The 18,653-nt window shown below is 60.3% G+C and carries 14 protein-coding genes; 12 read left to right on the forward strand and 2 right to left on the reverse strand.

What is annotated here, in order from left to right; genetic code table 11:
- Nucleotides 1-99 precede the first annotated feature (99 nt).
- Nucleotides 100-1,443, reverse strand: a complete 1,344-nt coding sequence (locus DXC52_RS04230) for a homoserine dehydrogenase (protein ID WP_117746266.1) — start codon at nucleotides 1,441-1,443, stop codon at nucleotides 100-102.
- A 250-nt stretch (nucleotides 1,444-1,693) separates the two neighbouring features.
- Between DXC52_RS04230 and DXC52_RS04235 the strand changes: the two genes are divergently transcribed.
- The 8 genes from DXC52_RS04235 (at nucleotide 1,694) to DXC52_RS04270 (ending at nucleotide 9,645) form a co-directional block, all read left to right on the forward strand.
- On the forward strand, nucleotides 1,694-2,860 hold the full coding sequence (locus DXC52_RS04235; RefSeq protein ID WP_117746267.1) for an ABC transporter substrate-binding protein: 1,167 nt from the start codon (nucleotides 1,694-1,696) through the stop codon (nucleotides 2,858-2,860).
- Nucleotides 2,861-3,131: 271 nt separating this feature from the next.
- Entirely contained in the window at nucleotides 3,132-4,319 is a 1,188-nt protein-coding gene (locus tag DXC52_RS04240; protein ID WP_117746268.1) for an ABC transporter substrate-binding protein, read from the forward strand.
- Between the two features lie 139 nt (nucleotides 4,320-4,458).
- A complete protein-coding gene (locus DXC52_RS04245; protein ID WP_022095035.1) occupies nucleotides 4,459-5,340 on the forward strand; it encodes a branched-chain amino acid ABC transporter permease in 882 nt (293 codons plus the stop codon).
- 9 nt (nucleotides 5,341-5,349) lie between these two features.
- A complete protein-coding gene (locus DXC52_RS04250) occupies nucleotides 5,350-6,429 on the forward strand; it encodes a branched-chain amino acid ABC transporter permease (RefSeq protein ID WP_117746269.1) in 1,080 nt (359 codons plus the stop codon).
- Nucleotides 6,419-7,279 carry an ABC transporter ATP-binding protein gene (locus tag DXC52_RS04255; RefSeq protein ID WP_089573307.1) on the forward strand — a complete coding sequence of 287 codons (861 nt, stop codon included), beginning with the start codon at nucleotides 6,419-6,421 and terminating at the stop codon, nucleotides 7,277-7,279. The genes DXC52_RS04250 and DXC52_RS04255 overlap by 11 nt, the downstream gene beginning before the upstream one ends.
- A gap of 12 nt (nucleotides 7,280-7,291) precedes the next feature.
- Entirely contained in the window at nucleotides 7,292-7,993 is a 702-nt protein-coding gene (locus tag DXC52_RS04260; RefSeq protein WP_035137222.1) for an ABC transporter ATP-binding protein, read from the forward strand.
- Nucleotides 7,994-8,166: 173 nt separating this feature from the next.
- On the forward strand, nucleotides 8,167-8,844 hold the full coding sequence (locus DXC52_RS04265) for a copper homeostasis protein CutC (protein ID WP_117746270.1): 678 nt from the start codon (nucleotides 8,167-8,169) through the stop codon (nucleotides 8,842-8,844).
- Nucleotides 8,845-8,847: 3 nt separating this feature from the next.
- Nucleotides 8,848-9,645, forward strand: coding sequence for a DUF4931 domain-containing protein (locus DXC52_RS04270; protein WP_117746271.1), 798 nt, complete (start codon nucleotides 8,848-8,850; stop codon nucleotides 9,643-9,645).
- A gap of 30 nt (nucleotides 9,646-9,675) precedes the next feature.
- On the opposite strand, the gene DXC52_RS04275 is transcribed toward DXC52_RS04270, so the two are convergent.
- Nucleotides 9,676-10,674, reverse strand: coding sequence for a bile acid:sodium symporter family protein (locus DXC52_RS04275; protein WP_117746272.1), 999 nt, complete (start codon nucleotides 10,672-10,674; stop codon nucleotides 9,676-9,678).
- Between the two features lie 274 nt (nucleotides 10,675-10,948).
- Between DXC52_RS04275 and recJ the strand changes: the two genes are divergently transcribed.
- The 4 genes from recJ to fba all read left to right on the forward strand — a co-directional run bounded on the left by recJ (nucleotide 10,949) and on the right by fba (nucleotide 18,441).
- Entirely contained in the window at nucleotides 10,949-14,236 is a 3,288-nt protein-coding gene (gene recJ, locus DXC52_RS04280) for a single-stranded-DNA-specific exonuclease RecJ (RefSeq protein WP_117746273.1), read from the forward strand.
- A gap of 15 nt (nucleotides 14,237-14,251) precedes the next feature.
- Nucleotides 14,252-16,612: a bifunctional (p)ppGpp synthetase/guanosine-3',5'-bis(diphosphate) 3'-pyrophosphohydrolase gene (locus DXC52_RS04285; RefSeq protein WP_117746274.1), complete on the forward strand. Its 2,361-nt coding sequence runs from the start codon at nucleotides 14,252-14,254 to the stop codon at nucleotides 16,610-16,612.
- Nucleotides 16,613-16,696: 84 nt separating this feature from the next.
- Nucleotides 16,697-17,380 (forward strand): MBL fold metallo-hydrolase, encoded by a 684-nt coding sequence (locus DXC52_RS04290; RefSeq protein WP_117746275.1) that lies wholly within the window; start codon nucleotides 16,697-16,699, stop codon nucleotides 17,378-17,380.
- Nucleotides 17,381-17,574: 194 nt separating this feature from the next.
- The gene (gene fba, locus DXC52_RS04295; RefSeq protein ID WP_035137086.1) at nucleotides 17,575-18,441 is read left to right on the forward strand and encodes a class II fructose-1,6-bisphosphate aldolase; all 867 of its coding nucleotides are present in this window, start codon (nucleotides 17,575-17,577) and stop codon (nucleotides 18,439-18,441) included.
- The last annotated feature ends 212 nt before the right edge of the window (nucleotides 18,442-18,653 follow it).

The following is an 18,653-nucleotide window of genomic DNA, read 5'->3' on the forward strand; positions in this document are numbered from 1 at the left end:
AATATGCTCTGCCGTTGTGCTTAGGGCGGGTGACAAAAGGGCTCCCGTCCCACATCGGACGGGAGCCCTCAAGGCGCGTATTGCTAGGCGAGCGTTGGGTTAGTTGGCCATGACGCCTTCGGTCCAGGCCTCGACGTCCTCGATGCGCAGGACGTTGGCGACCTCGGCCACGCAGTCGACGCCTGCAAGCTCGACGGCGGCAGCCTGAACGTCCTTCTCGAGCGCGCGGTGCGTCAGGAAGATGACCGAGCAGGTGTCGGTGACGCCCGACTTGCCATCCTCGACCTGATTGATGAGCGAGATCGAGATGTTGTGCTTGGCAAAGATGTCGACCGTCTCGGACAGAGCGCCAACGCGGTCGGCAACCTTCAGGCGCACATAGTACTTGGTCTGAAGCTCGTCCATGGGCTTAAAGGCGAGGTTGTGGCCGTAGGGCTCGATCTCGGGCAGCGGCGCCACGCCGCGGCTGATCTGCTCGGACAGCGACAGGATATCGCCCACGACGGCGCTCGCGGTGGGGAAGGAGCCTGCGCCGGCACCGTAGAACATGGTCTCGCCCACAGCGTCGCCCACCACGTAGACGGCGTTCATGGCGCCGTTGACCTTGGCGAGCATGTGGTCGGCAGGGATTAGCGTGGGGTGCACGCGGACGTCGACGCCGGCATCGGTGTTGCGGGCGATGCCCAGCAGCTTAATGGTGTAGCCGAGCTCGCGGGCCTGGGCGATGTCCTCGGCACCGATGGTGCGGATACCCTGCTGGTACACATCGTCGGTGGTCACGCGGGTGCCAAAGCCGATGGAGGCGAGGATCGCCGTCTTGCTGGCGGCGTCGAAGCCGTCGACGTCGGCGGATGGATCGGCCTCGGCATAGCCCTTGGCCTGCGCGTCGGCAAGGACGTCGGCGTAATCGGCGCCCTCGGCGTCCATGCGCGACAGGATATAGTTGGTGGTGCCGTTAAGGATGCCGGCGATGGTCAGGATCTTGTTGCCCACCAGGTCGTGCTCAAGCGTGCTCACGATGGGGATACCGCCGCCGCAGCTGGCCTCGCACTTAATCTGCACGCCGCACGCGCGCGCCTTCTCGGCAAGCGTCTCGACGTGACGGCCCAGCAGGGCCTTGTTGGCAGAGACGACGTGCTTGCCGTGCTCAAAGGCAGTGGTGAAGATCTCGGTTGCGGGATGCTCGCCGCCGATGAGCTCGACGACGATGTCGACGGCGGGGTCGGTGACGACGTCGTGCCAGTCGCTCGTAAAGGCCTCGCGCTCAATACCGGCGGCTTCGGCCTGCTCCCAGGCAAGCGCGCAGGCGCGGGTCAGCTTAAGGTCGATGCCGTAGGCTGCCAGGTACTCATCGTGGTGGCTCTTGATTAGACGGGCCACGCCGCCGCCGACGGTTCCCAGACCGATGAGGCCGACGTTCACGGTGCGCAGGGGTTCGCTCATAGATAGCTCCTTCGTGCATCTTATGGATGGATTAACCGCTTAAAGGTTGAATGCATTCTAGCGTGAACCGAGGGCGCGTGCTCGCCAGGCAACAGGAGTCGCACAAAACGGCACCCCCGAAACGCTGCGGAAACATTGGAAACATGCTCGCTACAAACGGAACTCCGTAACAAACTGTCAACGTTTGCACCATAAGGTTTGCCCTGTACCGCAAGACGGCCGCATCGCGGCCAGCGAAAAGGGGGACACCATGCTCAACATCAACAGCACGCTCAGCCGTAGGAACTTTCTCGCCGGCGCCGTGGCACTCGGCAGCACCGCCGCACTCGCTGGTTGCTCGTCGGGTGGCTCGGACGGCGGCTCCGCCGATGACGGCAAGACCTTCAAGATCGGTGTCATCGGCCCTCTGACCGGCGCCGCGGCAACCTATGGCGTTTCGGCCGAGAAGGGTGCCAAGCTCGCCGCCAAGGATTTCTCGACCAAGGACCTCAAATTCTCGCTTAAGTCCGAGGACGACGTCGCCGACGGCGAAAAGGCCATCAACGCCTTCAATACCCTGTGCGACTGGGGCATGCAGGCTCTCGTCGGCCCCGTCACGACTGGTGCCGCCGTCGCCGTCTCGGGCGAGATCGCCGGCGATATGCTCATGGTCACGCCTTCGGCCTCGTCGCTCGACGTCACCAAGGACAAGACCACGGTCTTTCAGGTTTGCTTCACCGATCCCACCATGGGCGCCAGCGCCGCGAAGTTCTTGGCCGAGAAGTACGCGGATGCCAAGATCGCCCTGTTCTACAACTCCGGCGATACGTATAGCTCGGGCGTTGCCGACGCTTTTGCCGAGCAGGCCAAGGCGTCCAAGCTCGATATCGTCGATACCGAGACCTTTAAGGACGACTCCTCCACGAGCTTTACCAACCAGCTCACCAAGGCCAAGGAGGCCGGCGCCACGCTCATCTTTGCGCCGATCTACTACACGCCGGCGTCCGTCCTGCTCAAGAACGCCAAGGACATGGGCTACGATATGACGCTCATGGGTACCGACGGCATGGACGGCCTGCTCTCTGTCGAGGGCTTCGATACCTCTCTTGCCGAGGGGGTACTGCTCATGACCCCGTTTTCGGCTGACGACGAGAAGAATGCCGACTTCGTCAAGGCCTATAAGGATGCCTACGACGAGACGCCTAACCAGTTTGCCGCCGACGCCTACGATTGCGTCCACGCAATCGTCGAGGCTATCGATAAAGCGGGCATCGACCTTACGGCCGACGGTGCCGACATTGCCGGCGACCTTGCCAAGGCCATGCGCAAGATCAAGGTCGAGGGCCTGACGGGCGAGCTCACGTGGAACGACGAAGGCCAAGTCGAGAAGCCCGCTACGGCCTATGTGATTCAGGACGGCAAGTACATCGCCGCCTAAGTGCGCATAAAGCACGACCGGTGAGGCTGTTTTATTCAGGGCAGGGACGCCTGTAACAGAATGGAAACATTACTTTTACATAATAAAGTGGCAATACTGCATAAAGAAATAGAAATACGCAGAATTATGGATAAATGAACAAATCCAAAGAAAAGTTGAAATAATCGCCACTTTCCTTAACTAAAGCGTCTACTATTTTGCGAACGCCGAACACGGCGAAGGATGGCCTGTCGGGTAACCGAAACCCGACGAGATTTGAGAGGAGAGCCGCATGTCGAGCCTCACCGGTAAGTCATTGAACCCTGTTATGAATCGCAGGAGCGTTATCGCGAGCGCAGCAGGTCTGGGGGCGATGTCCATTCTAGCTGGCTGCTCCTCCAACGGCGGCGACAGTGGTTCCGCTTCGGGCGACGCTTCGTTTAAGATCGGCACCATCGGCCCGCTGACCGGCGCCAACGCGTCCTACGGCAAGTCCGTTACCCAGGCTGTCGAGCTTGGCTGCAAGGATTTCTCGACCAAGGAGCTGCCGCTTGTCAGCAAGGCCGAGGACGACCAGGCTGACGGCGAGAAGGCCGTCAACGCCTTCAACACCCTGCTCGACTGGGGCATGCAGGCCCTCGTCGGCCCGACCACCACGGGTGCGTCGGTTGCCGTTGCCGCAGAGTGTGGTAACGACCCCGAGACGTTCATGATCACCCCGTCCGCGTCCTCCGAGGACGTTACCAAGGGCAAGGATTGCGTCTTCCAGGTTTGCTTCACCGACCCCAACCAGGGTGTCAACGCTGCCAAGTTCCTGGCGCAGAAGTATGCGAACGAGAAGTTCGTGCTGTTCTATAACTCCGGCGACGCCTATTCTTCGGGCATCGCAGATTCTTTTAAGGCCCAGGCCGCTAAGTCTAAGCTTGAGATTGTCGACGAGGAGACCTTCAAGGACGACTCTGCTACGAGTTTTACCAACCAGCTGACCAAGGCAAAGCAGGCCGGCGCCACCATGATTTTTGCACCGATCTACTACACGCCCGCATCCGTCCTGCTCAAGAACGCCAAGGACATGGGCTACGACGTCAAGATGATGGGCTGCGACGGTATGGACGGTATCCTGGGCGTGGAAGGTTTCGACACCTCTCTGGCCGAGGGTCTGCTGCTCATGACCCCATTCTCCGCCGATGACGAGAAGAATGCCGACTTCGTCAACGCCTACAAGGATAAGTATGGCGAGACTCCGGACCAGTTTGCCGCCGACGCCTACGACGGCGTGCATGCGGTGGTCGAGGCCCTCAAGGAAGCCGGCCTGGGTGCCGACGCCGACCCGACCGAGGTTGCCGAGAAGCTTCCCGAGGCTATGCGCAACATTACCGTTGACGGTCTGACTGGCAAGCTCTCCTGGAACGACAAGGGCCAGGTCCAGAAGGACCCGACGGCGTACGTCATTACCGACGGCAAGTACGTACAGGCCTAATTGGCCGCCTTACATAGAGCGGTTTTGATCCCAAGCAGGGGAGGTTTTGGCCTTCCCTGCTTGCTTGGTATCTAGGGACGATGTAACGTCCCTGTTTCATACATTAACTGGAAACCTATTCGAAAGGGGGATGTGGAACATGACGGTCTTTATCCAATACCTGGTCAACGGCCTGTCCATGGGCAGCGTCTACGCCATCATCGCGTTGGGCTACACCATGGTCTACGGTATCGCCAAGATGCTGAACTTCGCTCACGGCGACGTCATCATGGTCGGTGCCTATGTCTCGTTCTGCGCCACGTCGTATCTCGGCCTCCCGGGCTGGGCATCTGTAGTTCTCTCTTGTGTGGCCTGCACGGTTCTCGGTGTTCTCATTGAGGGTCTGGCCTATAAGCCGCTGCGTCAGGCGGGTCCGCTGGCCGTTCTAATCACGGCTATCGGCGTGTCTTACTTCCTGCAGAACGCCGCGCAGCTTCTGTGGGGCGCCACGCCCAAGAACTTCACTTCGCTCGTCACCTTCCAGGTGCCGGAGTTCTTGGCCAAGTTCAACGTAAGCGCCGTCTCACTCGTCACCATCGTCGCCTGCCTGGTTATCATGGCCGGCCTGATGTTCTTTACAGGTAAGACCAAGATGGGCAAAGCCATGCGCGCCGTGTCCGAGGACAAGGCCGCCGCTCAGCTCATGGGCATCAACGTCAACCGTACCATCTCGATGACGTTCGCCATCGGCTCTGCCCTTGCCGCCATCGCCGGCGTGCTGTTGTGCTCCTACTCGCCGGTGCTGCAGCCCACGACGGGCGCCATGCCTGGCATCAAAGCCTTCGACGCCGCCGTCTTCGGTGGCATCGGCTCCATCCCCGGCGCCTTTGTCGGTGGCATTCTTATCGGCATCATCGAGGCGATGGCACAGGCTTACATTTCCACGAGCCTTGCCAACTCCATCGTCTTTGGTGTTCTGATCATCGTCCTGCTCGTCAAGCCTGCCGGCCTCTTGGGCAAGTACGTCCCCGAGAAGGTGTAGGTGAGCGTTATGAAGTTTCTTAAAGACAAGCAGACGCGTCACGACTTTGTTACGTACGCCATGTGCCTTGTGGCGTTCGCCATCGTGTTCTTTATGCAGTCTAACCACATGATTCCGCGCATGATCGCCGGTCAGCTGGTTCCCATCACGGCCTATATCGTCATGGCCATCTCCCTTAACCTCGTCGTCGGCATCGCGGGCGACTTGTCGCTGGGCCACGCGGGCTTTATGAGCGTCGGCGCCTATACGGGCATCGTTACCGCTGTCGCGCTGGAGAGCGCCGTTCCCTCCGATCCGGTGCGCCTTATCATCAGCATTGTGGTCGGCGCTATCGCCGCTGCCATCTTGGGCTTCTTGATTGGTATCCCGGTCCTGCGCCTGAGCGGCGACTATCTGGCCATCGTGACCCTGGCTTTTGGCGAGATCATCAAAGAGATCGTCACCTGCCTTATCGTGGGCGTCGACTCCCGCGGCCTGCATGTGATCTTTAACATCACAGGTAACTCCACGATCGACGACCTGCACCTGCTCGAGGACGGCACCGCCATCATCAAGGGCGCCCAGGGCGCTTCGGGTGTGTCGACCTATTCGACCTTCCTTGCCGGCGCCATCCTGGTCATGGTCGCGCTCGTGATTGTACTCAACCTGGTCCGCAGCCGTACCGGCCGTGCCATTATGGCCGTGCGCGACAACAAGATCGCTGCCGAGTCCGTGGGTATCTCCGTCACCCAGTACCGCATGATCGCCTTCGTGGTTTCCGCCGCTCTCGCCGGTGCTGCCGGAGCCCTCTTCGGCGGTAACTTCTCGCAGCTCTCCGCCACTAAGTTCGACTTCAACACGTCCATCCTCATCCTGGTGTTCGTGGTCCTGGGCGGTCTGGGCAATATGCGCGGCTCCGTCATCGCGGCGGCGTTGCTCACGGTGCTTCCCGAGCTGCTCCGTCAGTTCTCGGACTACCGCATGCTCATCTACGCCATCGTGCTGATTCTGGTCATGATCTTTACCAACAACCCGCAGCTCAAGTCGTTCTTCGCACGCATTAAGGACCGCTTTGCTTCCAAGAAGGAGGTGGCAGCCGATGCCCAGTAAGTTTGAGTTCAACAAGGGCAAGATGGTCCCGTATCCTTCTGGCGCCATCGTTCCCGACCGCGACCTGGGCCAGCGCCCGGCGCTCGAGTGCATCCACTTGGGCATTGAATTTGGCGGCCTTAAGGCAGTCGACGACTTTAGCCTGACCATCGGTAAGACCGAGATCGCCGGTCTGATCGGTCCCAACGGTGCCGGTAAGACCACGGTCTTCAACCTGCTCACCAAGGTGTACCAGCCCACGCATGGCACCATCCTGCTCGATGGTGAGGACACCTCGGGCAAGTCGGTCTATCAGGTCAACCGCATGGGTATTGCCCGTACCTTCCAGAACATTCGCCTGTTCAATACCATGACGGTGGAGGATAACGTCAAGGTCGGTCTGCACAATCAGGAGCGCTACTCCGGCTTTGAGGGCGTGCTGCGCCTGCCGACGTATTGGAAGCACGAGAAGGCCGCCCACGAGCGCGCCATGGAGCTGCTGTCCATTTTTGACATGGAGCACCTGGCAAATGAACAGGCCGGCTCGCTGCCTTACGGCGCTCAGCGTCGTCTGGAGATCGTCCGCGCGCTTGCCACCAACCCCAAGCTGCTGTTGCTCGACGAGCCTGCCGCCGGCATGAACCCGTCCGAGACCGCGGAGCTCATGGAGAACATCGTCAAGATCCGCGACACCTTCGGCATCGCCATCATGCTTATCGAGCATGATATGTCGCTCGTTATGAACATCTGCGAGGGCATCTGCGTGCTTAACTTTGGCAAGGTTATCGCCAAGGGTACGGCCGAGGAGATCCAGAACAACGATGCCGTTATCGAGGCATATCTGGGCAAGCAGGATAAGGGGGAGAACTAAATGGCAGAGCCGATGCTTTCCGTCTACAACATCAACGTCTGGTACGGCGCCATCCACGCCATCAAGGACATCTCCTTTAACGTTAACGAGGGCGAGATCGTGGCTCTGATCGGCGCGAACGGCGCTGGCAAGTCCACAACGCTCAAGACCGTCTCGGGCCTGCTGCGCTCCAAGACCGGCTCCATCAAGTTTATGGGCGAGGACATTACCCATACGCCCGCTGATAAGCTGGTTGGTAAGGGCCTGGCTCAGGTTCCCGAGGGTCGTCGCGCCTTTTTGCAGATGACGGTCGAGGAGAACCTGGAGATGGGTGCCTATACACAGCCCAAGTCCACGGTAGCCCCGGGTCTTGAGCGCGTCTACGAGCAGTTCCCGCGCCTGAAGGAACGTCGTCGCCAGGTCGCCGGCACCCTTTCGGGCGGCGAGCAGCAGATGCTCGTTATGGGCCGCGCCCTTATGAGCAACCCCAAGCTGCTCATGCTCGACGAACCTTCCATGGGCCTGGCGCCGATTCTGATTGAGCAGATCTTTCAGATTGTCGAGGATTTGCATAAGGCCGGCACCACGGTGCTTCTGGTCGAGCAAAACGCACAGATGGCTCTTTCCATCGCCACACGCGGCTACGTGCTCGAGACCGGCAAGATCACCATGACCGGCACCGGCCAAGAACTCCTGCACGACGACAACGTCCGCAAGGCATATCTGGGTGGTTAATCCATTCAAAAAAGGGGCGCTGACTAACCCAGTCAGCGCCCCTTTTAAGTTGCGGTGAAATAGGGACTGAATACGGGCTCCAGAGGCCAAATGAGTCCCTATTCCACCGCAACTTCATGGGGATGTGTGACAATGCCCGTCGGAAAACATCTGCTGTCTTTGGGGGTCTATCTATGCTGTACGAGTTTTGTGCCGAGAACTTTGAGCGGGTGCCGGCGGCTATCGATGCCGGTGCAAGGCGTATTGAACTGTGCGACAACCTTGCCGTTGGTGGCACCACGCCTTCGGCCGGCGTTATCAGCGCTACGACCAACTATGCACACGAGCACGATGCGCGGGTGATGTGCATGATTCGCCCGCGTGGCGGTGACTTTCATTACAACCAAGACGAGCTGCGCATGATGGAGATGGACCTGGGCCTTGCCGTAAGCGCCGGCGTTGACGGCTTGGTCTTTGGCAGCTGCAAGCCCTGCGCTGGCGGATGGGCGCTCGACGAGCTTACGTTGGGCGCTCTCGTGATGGCCGCGGGCTGCGCGACCGAGGAATGCAAGCGTGAGCCCATCGACATCACCTTCCACATGGCGTTTGATCAGCTCTCGCCCGAGGCTCAGCTCGACGCGATTGACATACTCGCCGACTGCGGCATCACACGCATCCTGACGCATGGTGGCGCTGCCGGTACGCCGATCGAGGACAACTTCGAAAACCTGGCCCGCTTGATCGAGTATGCGGGCGACCGCTTGACCATCCTTCCCGGCGGCGGCATTTCCACGGTCAACCGCGATACCGTGGCGGCGGCACTGGGCGTCTCCGAGCTCCATGGCACCAAGATTGTGCCGCTGGAGGTATAACCCGTGACGCTGGTATTTGACGTTCAGCAGGCGAACGGTAAGCCCGACGACAACCGTCGTCCCGGCACCGCGTGCCCCTTTTGCGATACAGAAGGGCTCACCGACATCATTCGCCGTGATGGCGATTGCATTTGGCTCGAGAATAAGTTCAAGACCCTGCGCGCCACCCGTCAAACCGTGCTGATCGAGTCGGCCGATCACGATGCCGACCTGGTGACCTATGAGCCGGATGAACTCCACCATGTGATGCGGTTTGCCCTGGGTTGCTGGCAGCAGATGATCGATTCACAGCAGTATCGAAGCGTGCTCATGTACAAGAACAAGGGTCCGCTCTCGGGCGGTAGCCTCGTTCATCCGCACATGCAGATTGTGGGTTTGGAGCAGGAAGACGGCTATGCTTCGCTGGCTTCCGCCAATTTCGAAGGCATCAATGTCTGGCAACAGGGGAGGATCTCGGCCAACATCTCAACCGAACCCATCATGGGGTTCTTTGAGATCAACGTTTCAGCCCCGCAGGGAATCGCCGCCAGCGATGACACGAGAGATCAAGCCGAGGCGGATCTCTTCGCCGATGCAATCCAGGTAGCTCTGCGCTATATCCTGAACGAGCACCACGGTGGTCGCGCAGAGTCGTATAACCTGTTCTTCTATCACCTGGGCGGTCGGACCATTGCCAAGGCGCTGCCGCGTTGGGTGGTTTCGCCCTACTTTGTTGGCTATCATTTGGCCCAGGTCAATGCTGAGACAACGCTCGATATCGATGCTGAGCGCCTGCGTGCGCATCTGGAAACGCTCGTATAGCAAGACTAACACCCGCGTAATGCGGACAGTCTAGCGTGCCATGGCGTCGCGGCCGGCTTCGACGCGCTTGCGCTGGGCGGCGCGCTCCTCGCCGGTCAGACGCTCAAAGAGATGCCCGATAAGCGAGGCGAGTACCTGCTGAAACAGCGTTCCGCACATGACGGGAAACACGACTTCGCCCGGAAAGTACTGCGTGGCGATGACGGCGCCCGAAGAGATGTTACGCATGCCGCAGGTAAAGCACATGGTGGTCGTCTCGCTATATGGCAGATGCAGCGCATGGGCGACCAGAAAACCGACGACAAAGCCGCTGATGGCGAAGGTCAAAATAAAGAGGGCGACTTCCAGGCGCACCGCGTTCATGTGCAGCACGTACTCGCTCATGGCGGTGGAGTTGGAGGCGATAACGCCCATCATCATGAATTTGCAGGCGGGCGAGAGCGCGGGGGAGAGCTTCTCGTGTCCCCATCCACGCGTGAGCTCGTTGATCACGATGCCGAGCACGGCGGGGATGGCGATCATAAAGGCCATGTCTTGCATCATGCTCGGCACATCGATCGAGACGGTGGCACCCAACAGGAGCTTAAGCGTGAGCGGAATCGTCACAGGGGAGATAACCGAGGACGTCAGGATGATGGTGAGTGCGAGCGGGCCGTTGCCGCCGAACATGCTGATCCACATAAAAGCGGTGACGGCCACGGGCACGCTGTACTCGAGCACGATGCCGCAGACAAGGTTGGGGTTGGAGCCAAAGAAGAGTGACCCCATGGCATACGCCGCGATGGGAATAAGCACCGCCGAGACGAGCAGCGCCAAGACTAGGTGCAACGGACGGCGGAACACCTCGGCTACCTGGTGAAAGGTGTTGCTGAGCGCACCTTGGAACGTCATAAAGGCAAACAAGGTGGGAACGATGGGCTTGAGTAAGCCGATCTGCTGGGGAAAGAGCACGCCGAGCGCCACGCAAATCGGAACGATGACCTGCATGTGCCCCGCGAGAAACTTGCCCAGTCCAACCCATTGCTTCATATGTCCCGTGACTCCCTTTATCCGCGAACTCGTTTGTATGGATATGCTAGACGCTCGTATGCGTCCGTGCGGCTGAAACACTCGATTATTTCGAGGGCATTACCGCCATCGTTTGCCGAAACCGCGGCGCACCGCGGCGTTTTGCGTCCGCGCTGCACGGTATAATAAATCCGTTCAACAGATCTGCCTGCCGAAGCGGGCATACACAGAGGACTCATCGCTATGAACCGTGAGAGGTATCGCGGCGACCTGCCCCTATCGGGGGTGGGCGCCTATGTCATCGCTTAAGACGACGCATCGCTGGGCGGTCGCTCAGCAAAACCCCGGGCTCGAAAAGGAGCTTTCGGCTGGTCTGGGCATTCCCGGACTGGTAGCGCGCATTATGGTCGCGCACGGCATCGGCTCCATCAAAGAGGGCCAATTGTTTTTGACGCCTTCGCTCGATCGCGACTGGGCTGACCCACTCATTATCCCGGGCATGTCGGTCGTTGCCGACCGCGTCGAGCGTGCTATTCGCAACCACGAGCACATCGCGGTCTTTGGCGATTTTGACGTTGACGGTATTACGTCGACCTGCCTGTTAACCGAGGCACTGCGCACGTTTGGCGCCGATGTCACGCCGTTTATTCCGCATCGCTTTGACGAGGGCTACGGTCTCTCGCGCGCGGCGCTCGACCGCGTTAACGAGCTCGCTCGCCCCCAGTTGATCGTGACCGTCGATAACGGCATTGCCGCCAAGGAAGAGGTTTCCTATTTGGAGAGCCTGGGAATCGATCTGGTGGTCACGGACCATCACGAGCCCTCCGACCAGGTGCCGCAGGGTGTGCCCCTGACCGACCCCAAGCTCGAGGATGAGGGGCCCTCGCGTGAACTTGCCGGTGCTGGTGTGGCGCTCAAGCTGGTGCAAGTCCTGGGTGAGCGCCTGGGCAAGCCGTCGTATTGGCGTTCGCTAATCGAGGTCGCGGCGCTGGGCACCGTGTCCGACATGATGCCGCTCACGCCCGAGAACCGTGCGCTGGTTGCCGAGGGCATCCAGCAGATGCGCGTAACCGCTCGCCCCGGCTATATCGCGCTTGCCGCGCTCGCCAAGGCGGACCTTTCGAGCATTACGGCGGATGGCCTATCGTTCTCGCTCATTCCCCGCTTAAACGCTGCCGGTCGCATGGCCGATCCCAAGCTGGCGCTCGACCTGCTGCTTGCCCGCGATCCCATCGAAGCAAGTGCGCTGGCGGCTGAGCTCGAGGAAATCAACCGCCAGCGCCGTGAGATCGAGGCGGAGCTCACGCGCGATGCCATGGCAAAGGTCGAGAAGACCTATGACGGCGGACGCGCGATCGTTGTGGGCGGCGAAGGCTGGCACGAGGGCGTCAAGGGCATCGTGGCAAGCCGTCTGACCAACCGCTATCACGTGCCGGCGCTGCTGTTCTCGATCGAGGACGGTATCGCGCGCGGTTCTGGTCGCTCGGTGGGCAAAGTTAACCTGTTTGACGCCGTCGAGCGCTGTTCCGACCTGCTGATTCGTCGCGGCGGACATGCCGGTGCGGTGGGTGTGACCATCGAGGCATCCAAGCTCGACGAGTTCCGCCGCCGCCTTTCCGCCGTGCTGTCCGAGCTTCCCGCCGAGGACTTTGAAGACACCGACGAGGTCGCCGCCACCGTCGACCTTTCCGAGCTGAATATCGAGACCATCGAGCAGATCTCCCGTCTTGAGCCGTTTGGCCAGGGCAACAAGGTGCCGCTGCTGGCTGCCGAGGGCGTGACGATGTGCGACCGCGCCGTGGTGGGCAAAACCGGCGAGCACATGCGCTTTGTGGCGACCGATGGCGCCGCGAGTGTGCCGGCCATTATGTTCCGCGTGCCGCAAATCGATAAGCTCATCAACTGCGATAGCGCTGTCGACTTGGTGTTCGAGGCCGTTGCCGAGCATTGGCAGGGGCGTGTGAAGCCCAAGCTCATGATCAAGGATGTTCTGGTCCGCGATACCACGCTGCCCAGCGTCGACGATCCGGCATGTGAACTTCGCCGCGGCGTGCAACCGGCGGATTCTGGCCTGCGCCTGGAGTCGCGTAAACGCGAGACGCTCGCCCAGCTTTCCTATACCGAGCTCACGCGCTCGCTTATCCATAGCTTTATCGGCTCGAACCAGCCGCACCGCGCGCAGGTCGAGGCGCTCGATGCCCTGGCCGATCACCAAAGTGTTCTGGCCGTTATGGGGACGGGGCGCGGCAAGTCGCTCATCTTCCATGTGCATGCCGCGCGCGAGGCGGTCCTTCGCGGGCGTGCGAGCATCTTTGTCTATCCGCTGCGCGCGCTCGTTGCCGACCAGGCCTATCACCTCTCGTCGACGATGGCAGCGCTTGGCATTGGCGTTGGCGTGCTGACCGGCGAGACCGTGGAGGCCGCACGCGATGACGTGTTCGCCGGTCTAGCTTCGGGCCGTACCGGTATCGTGCTCACGACGCCCGAGTTCCTGTCTATCCACCGTGACCGTTTCGCGCGTTCGGGCCGCATCGGCTTTGTCGTTATCGATGAGGCGCACCACGCCGGCCTTGCCAAGGGCGGCGACCGTAGCGCCTATCTTGACATGCCCGATATCCTCAAAGCCCTGGGCGACCCGGTCGTTATGGCTGCGACGGCCACCGCGACGGCTCCGGTCGTAGCCGAGCTTGCCCGCATGTTGCCGATCACTCGCACGGTGGTCGACGAGACGGTGCGCGAGAACCTGCTGCTCGAGGACGACCGCGACCTTGCGAGCCGCGAGAACCGTTTGGTGTCGATCGTGGCGACGGGGGAGAAGACCGTCATTTACGTCAATTCGCGCGACCAGTCCGTGGCGCTCGCCAAGACGTTGCGCAAGCGTGTGCCCGATTGCGCAACCCATATCGCGTTCTATAACGCGGGGCTTGCGCGTTCCGATCGCCGTCGCGTGGAGGAAGCATTCCGAGACGGAAGCCTCAGCTGCATCGTTTCGACCTCCGCCTTTGGCGAGGGCGTCAACCTGCCCGATATCCGCCATGTCGTGCTCTACCACATGCCGTTTGGCGCCATTGAGTTCAACCAGATGAGCGGGCGTGCCGGTCGTGACGGACAGCCCGCCGTGATCCATCTGCTCTATTCGTCGCGCGACGCCCGCATTAACGAGCGCCTGCTCGACTGCTATGCGCCCGAGCGCGACGAACTCGTCACGCTCTATCGCGCGCTGCAGACCATGTGGCGCTCCAACCGCGGCAAAACCGGGGATGATTCATTCTGCGCGAGCGATATCGACATCGCGCAGATGTGCCTTGCCATCGATGCTCGCACGCCGGTCGACGAGCGTTCGGTGGAAAGCGGCCTGGGAATCTTCGAAGAGCTTGGTTTCTGTCGCGTTTCGGGGTTTGACGACTCCCGTCGCATCGCGATGGCCGAAAACCCCGGTCGCGTGCAATTGAGCAGGTCAATTCGCTATTTGGAGGGCTTGCGCTCGCGCATGGAGTTTTCGGCTTTCCGGAGCTGGGCGCTCGATTCGTGCGCTTCTGATATGCTAGCCAAAGTTAACCGCCCGATCGTACCGCGGGCCTAGGGGAAGGGGACCTCGATGGATGCCGCAGCCCGTACCGCCCATGATTCCACCCTCCAGCCGTTTTCGGAGATGGAGCACTATAAGCATGCCGATGAGCTGCCGCCCGAGATTATGGCGGACAGCTACGACAAGCTGGAGCGCCTGTGCCTCAAATATATGAATGAGGACGACTTTTCTAAGGTTGAGCAGGCCTACTGCTTTGCCGCCGAGAAGCACTGCAACCAAAAGCGCCGCTCGGGCGAGATGTACATCAACCATCCCGTCGAGGTAGCCATCATTCTGGCCGACCTCAAGATGGACTGCGACGTGGTGTGCGCCGCGCTGCTGCACGATACCGTCGAGGATACCGAGACCTCGCTTGCTGATGTCTCCGGCCTTTTTGGCGATACAGTGGCCGAGCTTGTCGACGGCGTGACCAAGCTCACCAATATCGAAGTCGACAGTATGGACGAGAAGCAGGCGCTCACGCTGCGCAAGATGTTCCTCGCCATGTCCAAGGACATCCGCGTCATTATCGTTAAGCTTGCCGATCGTCTGCACAACATGCGCACCCTTGCCGCCCTGCGTGAGGACCGTCGCCTGTTTAAGGCTCGCGAGACTATGGACGTGTACGCGCCCCTGGCCGACCGCCTGGGCATGAGCTCCATTAAATGGGAGCTCGAGGACCTGTCCTTCTTCTACCTGGAGCCCGATGCCTACCAGCGCATCGCACGCATGGTGGCGGAGTCGCGCGAGGTCCGTGAGCGCTATCTGGCCGAGACCATCAAGACGCTCACCGACGAGCTCAACCGCATTGGCCTGGAAGACTTCCAGATCAACGGCCGTTCCAAGCACTATTGGTCCATCTACCAAAAGATGAAGCGCAAGGGCAAGGAATTCTCCGAGATCTACGACCTGGTGGCACTGCGCGTCATCACGCATTCGGTGCGCGATTGCTACTCCACGCTCGGCGCGGTGCACACGCTGTGGCACCCCATGCCCGGTCGCTTTAAAGACTATATCGCCATGCCCAAGGTCAATAACTACCAGTCGCTCCACACGACGGTCATCGGCCCCACGGCTCGCCCGCTCGAGATTCAGATTCGAACCTACGAGATGCATGAGCAGGCCGAGTACGGCATTGCCGCCCACTGGCTATATAAGAAGTCGGGCGGATCGTCTGCCTCCAAGACCAACGACGCGCAGCGTCTGGACGATCAGATTAACTGGCTCAAGCATTCACTCGATTGGGCTGCGTCTGATGAGATTACCGACGCCAAGGAATACCTGCACTCGCTGAAGGTTGACCTGTTTGACCAGGAGATTTTTGTCTTTACGCCCAAGGGCGAGGTCATGGCGCTTCGTGCCGGCTCCACGCCGCTCGACTTTGCCTACGCCGTTCACACCGAGGTGGGAAACCATTGCGTCGGCGCCAAAATCAACGGTGCGGTGGCTCCGCTCACGCACGAGATTAAGACGGGTGACCGTGTCGAGATTCTGACTAACAAGAGTTCCAAGCCGTCGCGTGATTGGCTCAAGATCGTTAAGACACCTTCCGCCAAGTCAAAGATCCGCCGCTATTTTGCCGCCGCGACCAAAGACGATGACGCTGCTGCTGGTCGCGATATGCTGGCCAAGGACCTGCGTAAGCGTGGCTATGGCATTTCTACGCCGCGTTCGACGCGTGCGCTCAACGCCGTGGCGGAGCAGTTTAACTTCAAGCAGCTCGAGGACCTGTTTGCCGCCGTCGGCGCCGGCAAGGTTGCCCCGCGCGCTGTGGGCAATAAGGTCGAGCAAATCTTGGACCCCAAGCCCGTGGAACAGCTCACCAAGGCCGAGGCTATCGCCGAGGTCGTGAAGCAGCCTGCTCGCGGCTCCAATCGCAAGCCGCAAAAGCGCGGCAAGAGCGCCAGTAACGGCATTATCGTCAAGGGCGAGAGCAACAGCGGCCTGCTGGTCCGTCTGGCTCATTGCTGCAACCCCGTGACGGGCGACGACATCGTCGGCTTCATCACGCGCGGTCGTGGCGTTTCGGTGCATCGCGCCAACTGTCCCAACGTCAAGGGTCTTATGGAGCATCCCGAGCGCATGATCGAAGTGGAGTGGGACGGCGCTGCCGACACCCTCTTCCAGGTCGAGATCGTGGTCGAGTGCCTGGACCGCATGGGCCTTCTCAAGGATGTCACCATTGCCATTGGCGATGCGGGCGGCAATATCCTTTCTGCCGCCACGTCGACCAACCGCGAGGGTATTGCAACCCTGCGCTTTATGGTCGAGATCTCGGACGCGAGTGGTCTGGATCCGCTGCTGGCCTCCATCAGCAGCGTTGACTCGGTCTACGACGCGCGCCGCCTGATGCCCGGTGAGGGTGGAGCCCAGCTTAAGCGCCGCGTTTAGTCGCGACGAACGTGTCACATTATCGATATTCGCTACACTCGAGGCATCGTTTGATGCCTCGAGTTCTATAGAGAGGAGAGGGACATGAGTGCTGTGTCCTTGGATTTAACTCCCAAGGGATCGGTCGAGATCGAGATGCTCGTAAACGGTCCCATTCAGACCAATAGCTATGCTGTTATTTCGGACAATGAGTGCGTGATTATCGATCCCGCATGGGAAGGCGAACGCCTGGTGGAGCATATTCGAGCCGAGCATCCCGGCGTACGCGTGTTTGGCGCCGTATGCACTCATGGCCATGCCGATCATGTTGGTGGTGTTGCAGGCATGCGAACCACCGTTGGCGAGGGCTGCCAGTATGAGCTGTGTGCTAAGGATGTGGCGGTGCCGCATGCGAACATCGAGGAACAGCGAGCTATGTGGGGCATTGAGACGCCTGACCCCGGGGAGCCGACGCACCTGCTCGCCGAGGGAGATGCTATCAAGGTGGGCGATATCTACCTGCAGGTGATCGAGACGCCAGGGCATACGCCGGGCGGGATCGTCTTGTTTGCTGCCACCGAGCAGGGGAACATTGCCTTTGTGGGCGACACCCTGTTTCCGGGTGGGCACGGCCGCACCGATCTTTCTGGAGGAGACGAGGCGGCGATTCTGCGCTCGCTCTCCAAGCTCGCCCGGCTTCTCCCGCCCGATACCGTTTGCCTAACCGGTCATGGCGATTCGACCACCATGGCACGCGAGCTCATGCAGAACCCTTTCATGCAGATTTAGCTTAATAGTCGGCTTTTGAAGCACGAGAAGCGTCCAAACGTCAAGCTATTTTTCCCCAACGGGTCGATTTCGTAGGGCAAACGGTCAAAAAAGTCTGTTTGGACGATATTCGTGAACAAACGAACGTTTATGCTCGGGTGCGCCGTGGTAAAATCTCAGGCGTTATCGGAGCAACCTTACAGGAGGTTTCTTTTATGCTCGTCAACGCAGCAGACATGCTCAAGAAGGCCGAGGCCGGCAAGTACGGTCTTGGTGCCTTCAACACCAACAACCTCGAGTGGACCCTGGCTATTCTCCAGGCCGCCGAGGAGGCCAAGTCTCCGCTGATCCTTCAGTGCACCGCTGGTGCCGCTAAGTGGATGGGCGGTTTCAAGGTCTGCGCCGACATGGTCAAGGCTGCCGTCGAGGCCACGGGCGTTACCGTTCCCGTCGCCCTTCACCTCGATCACGGTTCTTACGAGGACTGCTTCAAGTGCATCGAGGCCGGCTTCACGTCCATCATGTATGACGGCTCTCACGAGGAGACCTTCCAGCTTAACCTCGACCGCACCAAGGAGCTCGTTGAGCTTGCCCACTCCAAGGGCATGTCCATCGAGGCCGAGGTCGGCGGCATCGGCGGCACCGAGGACGGCGTGACCTCCAGCGGCGAGCTCGCTGATCCTGCTGAGTGCAAGCAGATCGCTGACCTGGGTGTCGACTTCCTCGCCTGCGGCATCGGCAACATCCACGGCGTGTACCCCGCCGACTGGGCTGGTCTTTCCTTCGAGCGTCTGGGCGAGATTAAGGCCCAGACCGGTGACCTGCCCCTCGTTCTGCACGGTGGCACCGGCATCCCCGAGGATCAGATCAAGAAGGCCATCTCCCTGGGCATCTCCAAGATCAACGTCAACACCGACCTGCAGCTCGTCTTCGCCAAGGGCGTCCGCGAGTACATCGAGGCTGGCAAGGATCAGCAGGGCAAGGGCTTTGACCCCCGCAAGCTCCTCAAGCCTGGTCGCGACAACATCGTTGCCCGCACCAAGGAGCTCATGGAGGAGTTTGGCTCCGTCAACAAGGCGTAAGTAGCGGTTTAACTTCCCGCCGGAGGCCCCGTTTCCCCTAGGCTGTTTCCCTCGCGCTCACCTGGCTTTGCCAGAAGTCGCGCGACGGAATCAGCTCCGGGGAAACGGGGCCTCCTTTGTTAACTCGCTGCAGGGTTACTGGGCTGAATTTATTTATTGACGGTTGATTTCCGATCTCAGCCGAACACATTAGGCGGACAGGCCGTTCCCGC

The sequence above is a fragment of the Collinsella sp. TF05-9AC genome (genome assembly GCF_003438495.1).
In the GTDB taxonomy this organism is placed as follows: domain Bacteria; phylum Actinomycetota; class Coriobacteriia; order Coriobacteriales; family Coriobacteriaceae; genus Collinsella.

Coding starts and splice junctions, on each gene's coding strand:
- DXC52_RS04230 (WP_117746266.1), bottom strand. CDS start 1,443: ATGAGCGAACCCCTGCGCACCGTGAACGTCGGCCTCATCGGTCTGGGA.
- DXC52_RS04235 (WP_117746267.1), top strand. CDS start 1,694: ATGCTCAACATCAACAGCACGCTCAGCCGTAGGAACTTTCTCGCCGGC.
- DXC52_RS04240 (WP_117746268.1), top strand. CDS start 3,132: ATGTCGAGCCTCACCGGTAAGTCATTGAACCCTGTTATGAATCGCAGG.
- DXC52_RS04245 (WP_022095035.1), top strand. CDS start 4,459: ATGACGGTCTTTATCCAATACCTGGTCAACGGCCTGTCCATGGGCAGC.
- DXC52_RS04250 (WP_117746269.1), top strand. CDS start 5,350: ATGAAGTTTCTTAAAGACAAGCAGACGCGTCACGACTTTGTTACGTAC.
- DXC52_RS04255 (WP_089573307.1), top strand. CDS start 6,419: ATGCCCAGTAAGTTTGAGTTCAACAAGGGCAAGATGGTCCCGTATCCT.
- DXC52_RS04260 (WP_035137222.1), top strand. CDS start 7,292: ATGCTTTCCGTCTACAACATCAACGTCTGGTACGGCGCCATCCACGCC.
- DXC52_RS04265 (WP_117746270.1), top strand. CDS start 8,167: ATGCTGTACGAGTTTTGTGCCGAGAACTTTGAGCGGGTGCCGGCGGCT.
- DXC52_RS04275 (WP_117746272.1), bottom strand. CDS start 10,674: ATGAAGCAATGGGTTGGACTGGGCAAGTTTCTCGCGGGGCACATGCAG.
- recJ (WP_117746273.1), top strand. CDS start 10,949: ATGTCATCGCTTAAGACGACGCATCGCTGGGCGGTCGCTCAGCAAAAC.
- DXC52_RS04285 (WP_117746274.1), top strand. CDS start 14,252: ATGGATGCCGCAGCCCGTACCGCCCATGATTCCACCCTCCAGCCGTTT.
- DXC52_RS04290 (WP_117746275.1), top strand. CDS start 16,697: ATGAGTGCTGTGTCCTTGGATTTAACTCCCAAGGGATCGGTCGAGATC.
- fba (WP_035137086.1), top strand. CDS start 17,575: ATGCTCGTCAACGCAGCAGACATGCTCAAGAAGGCCGAGGCCGGCAAG.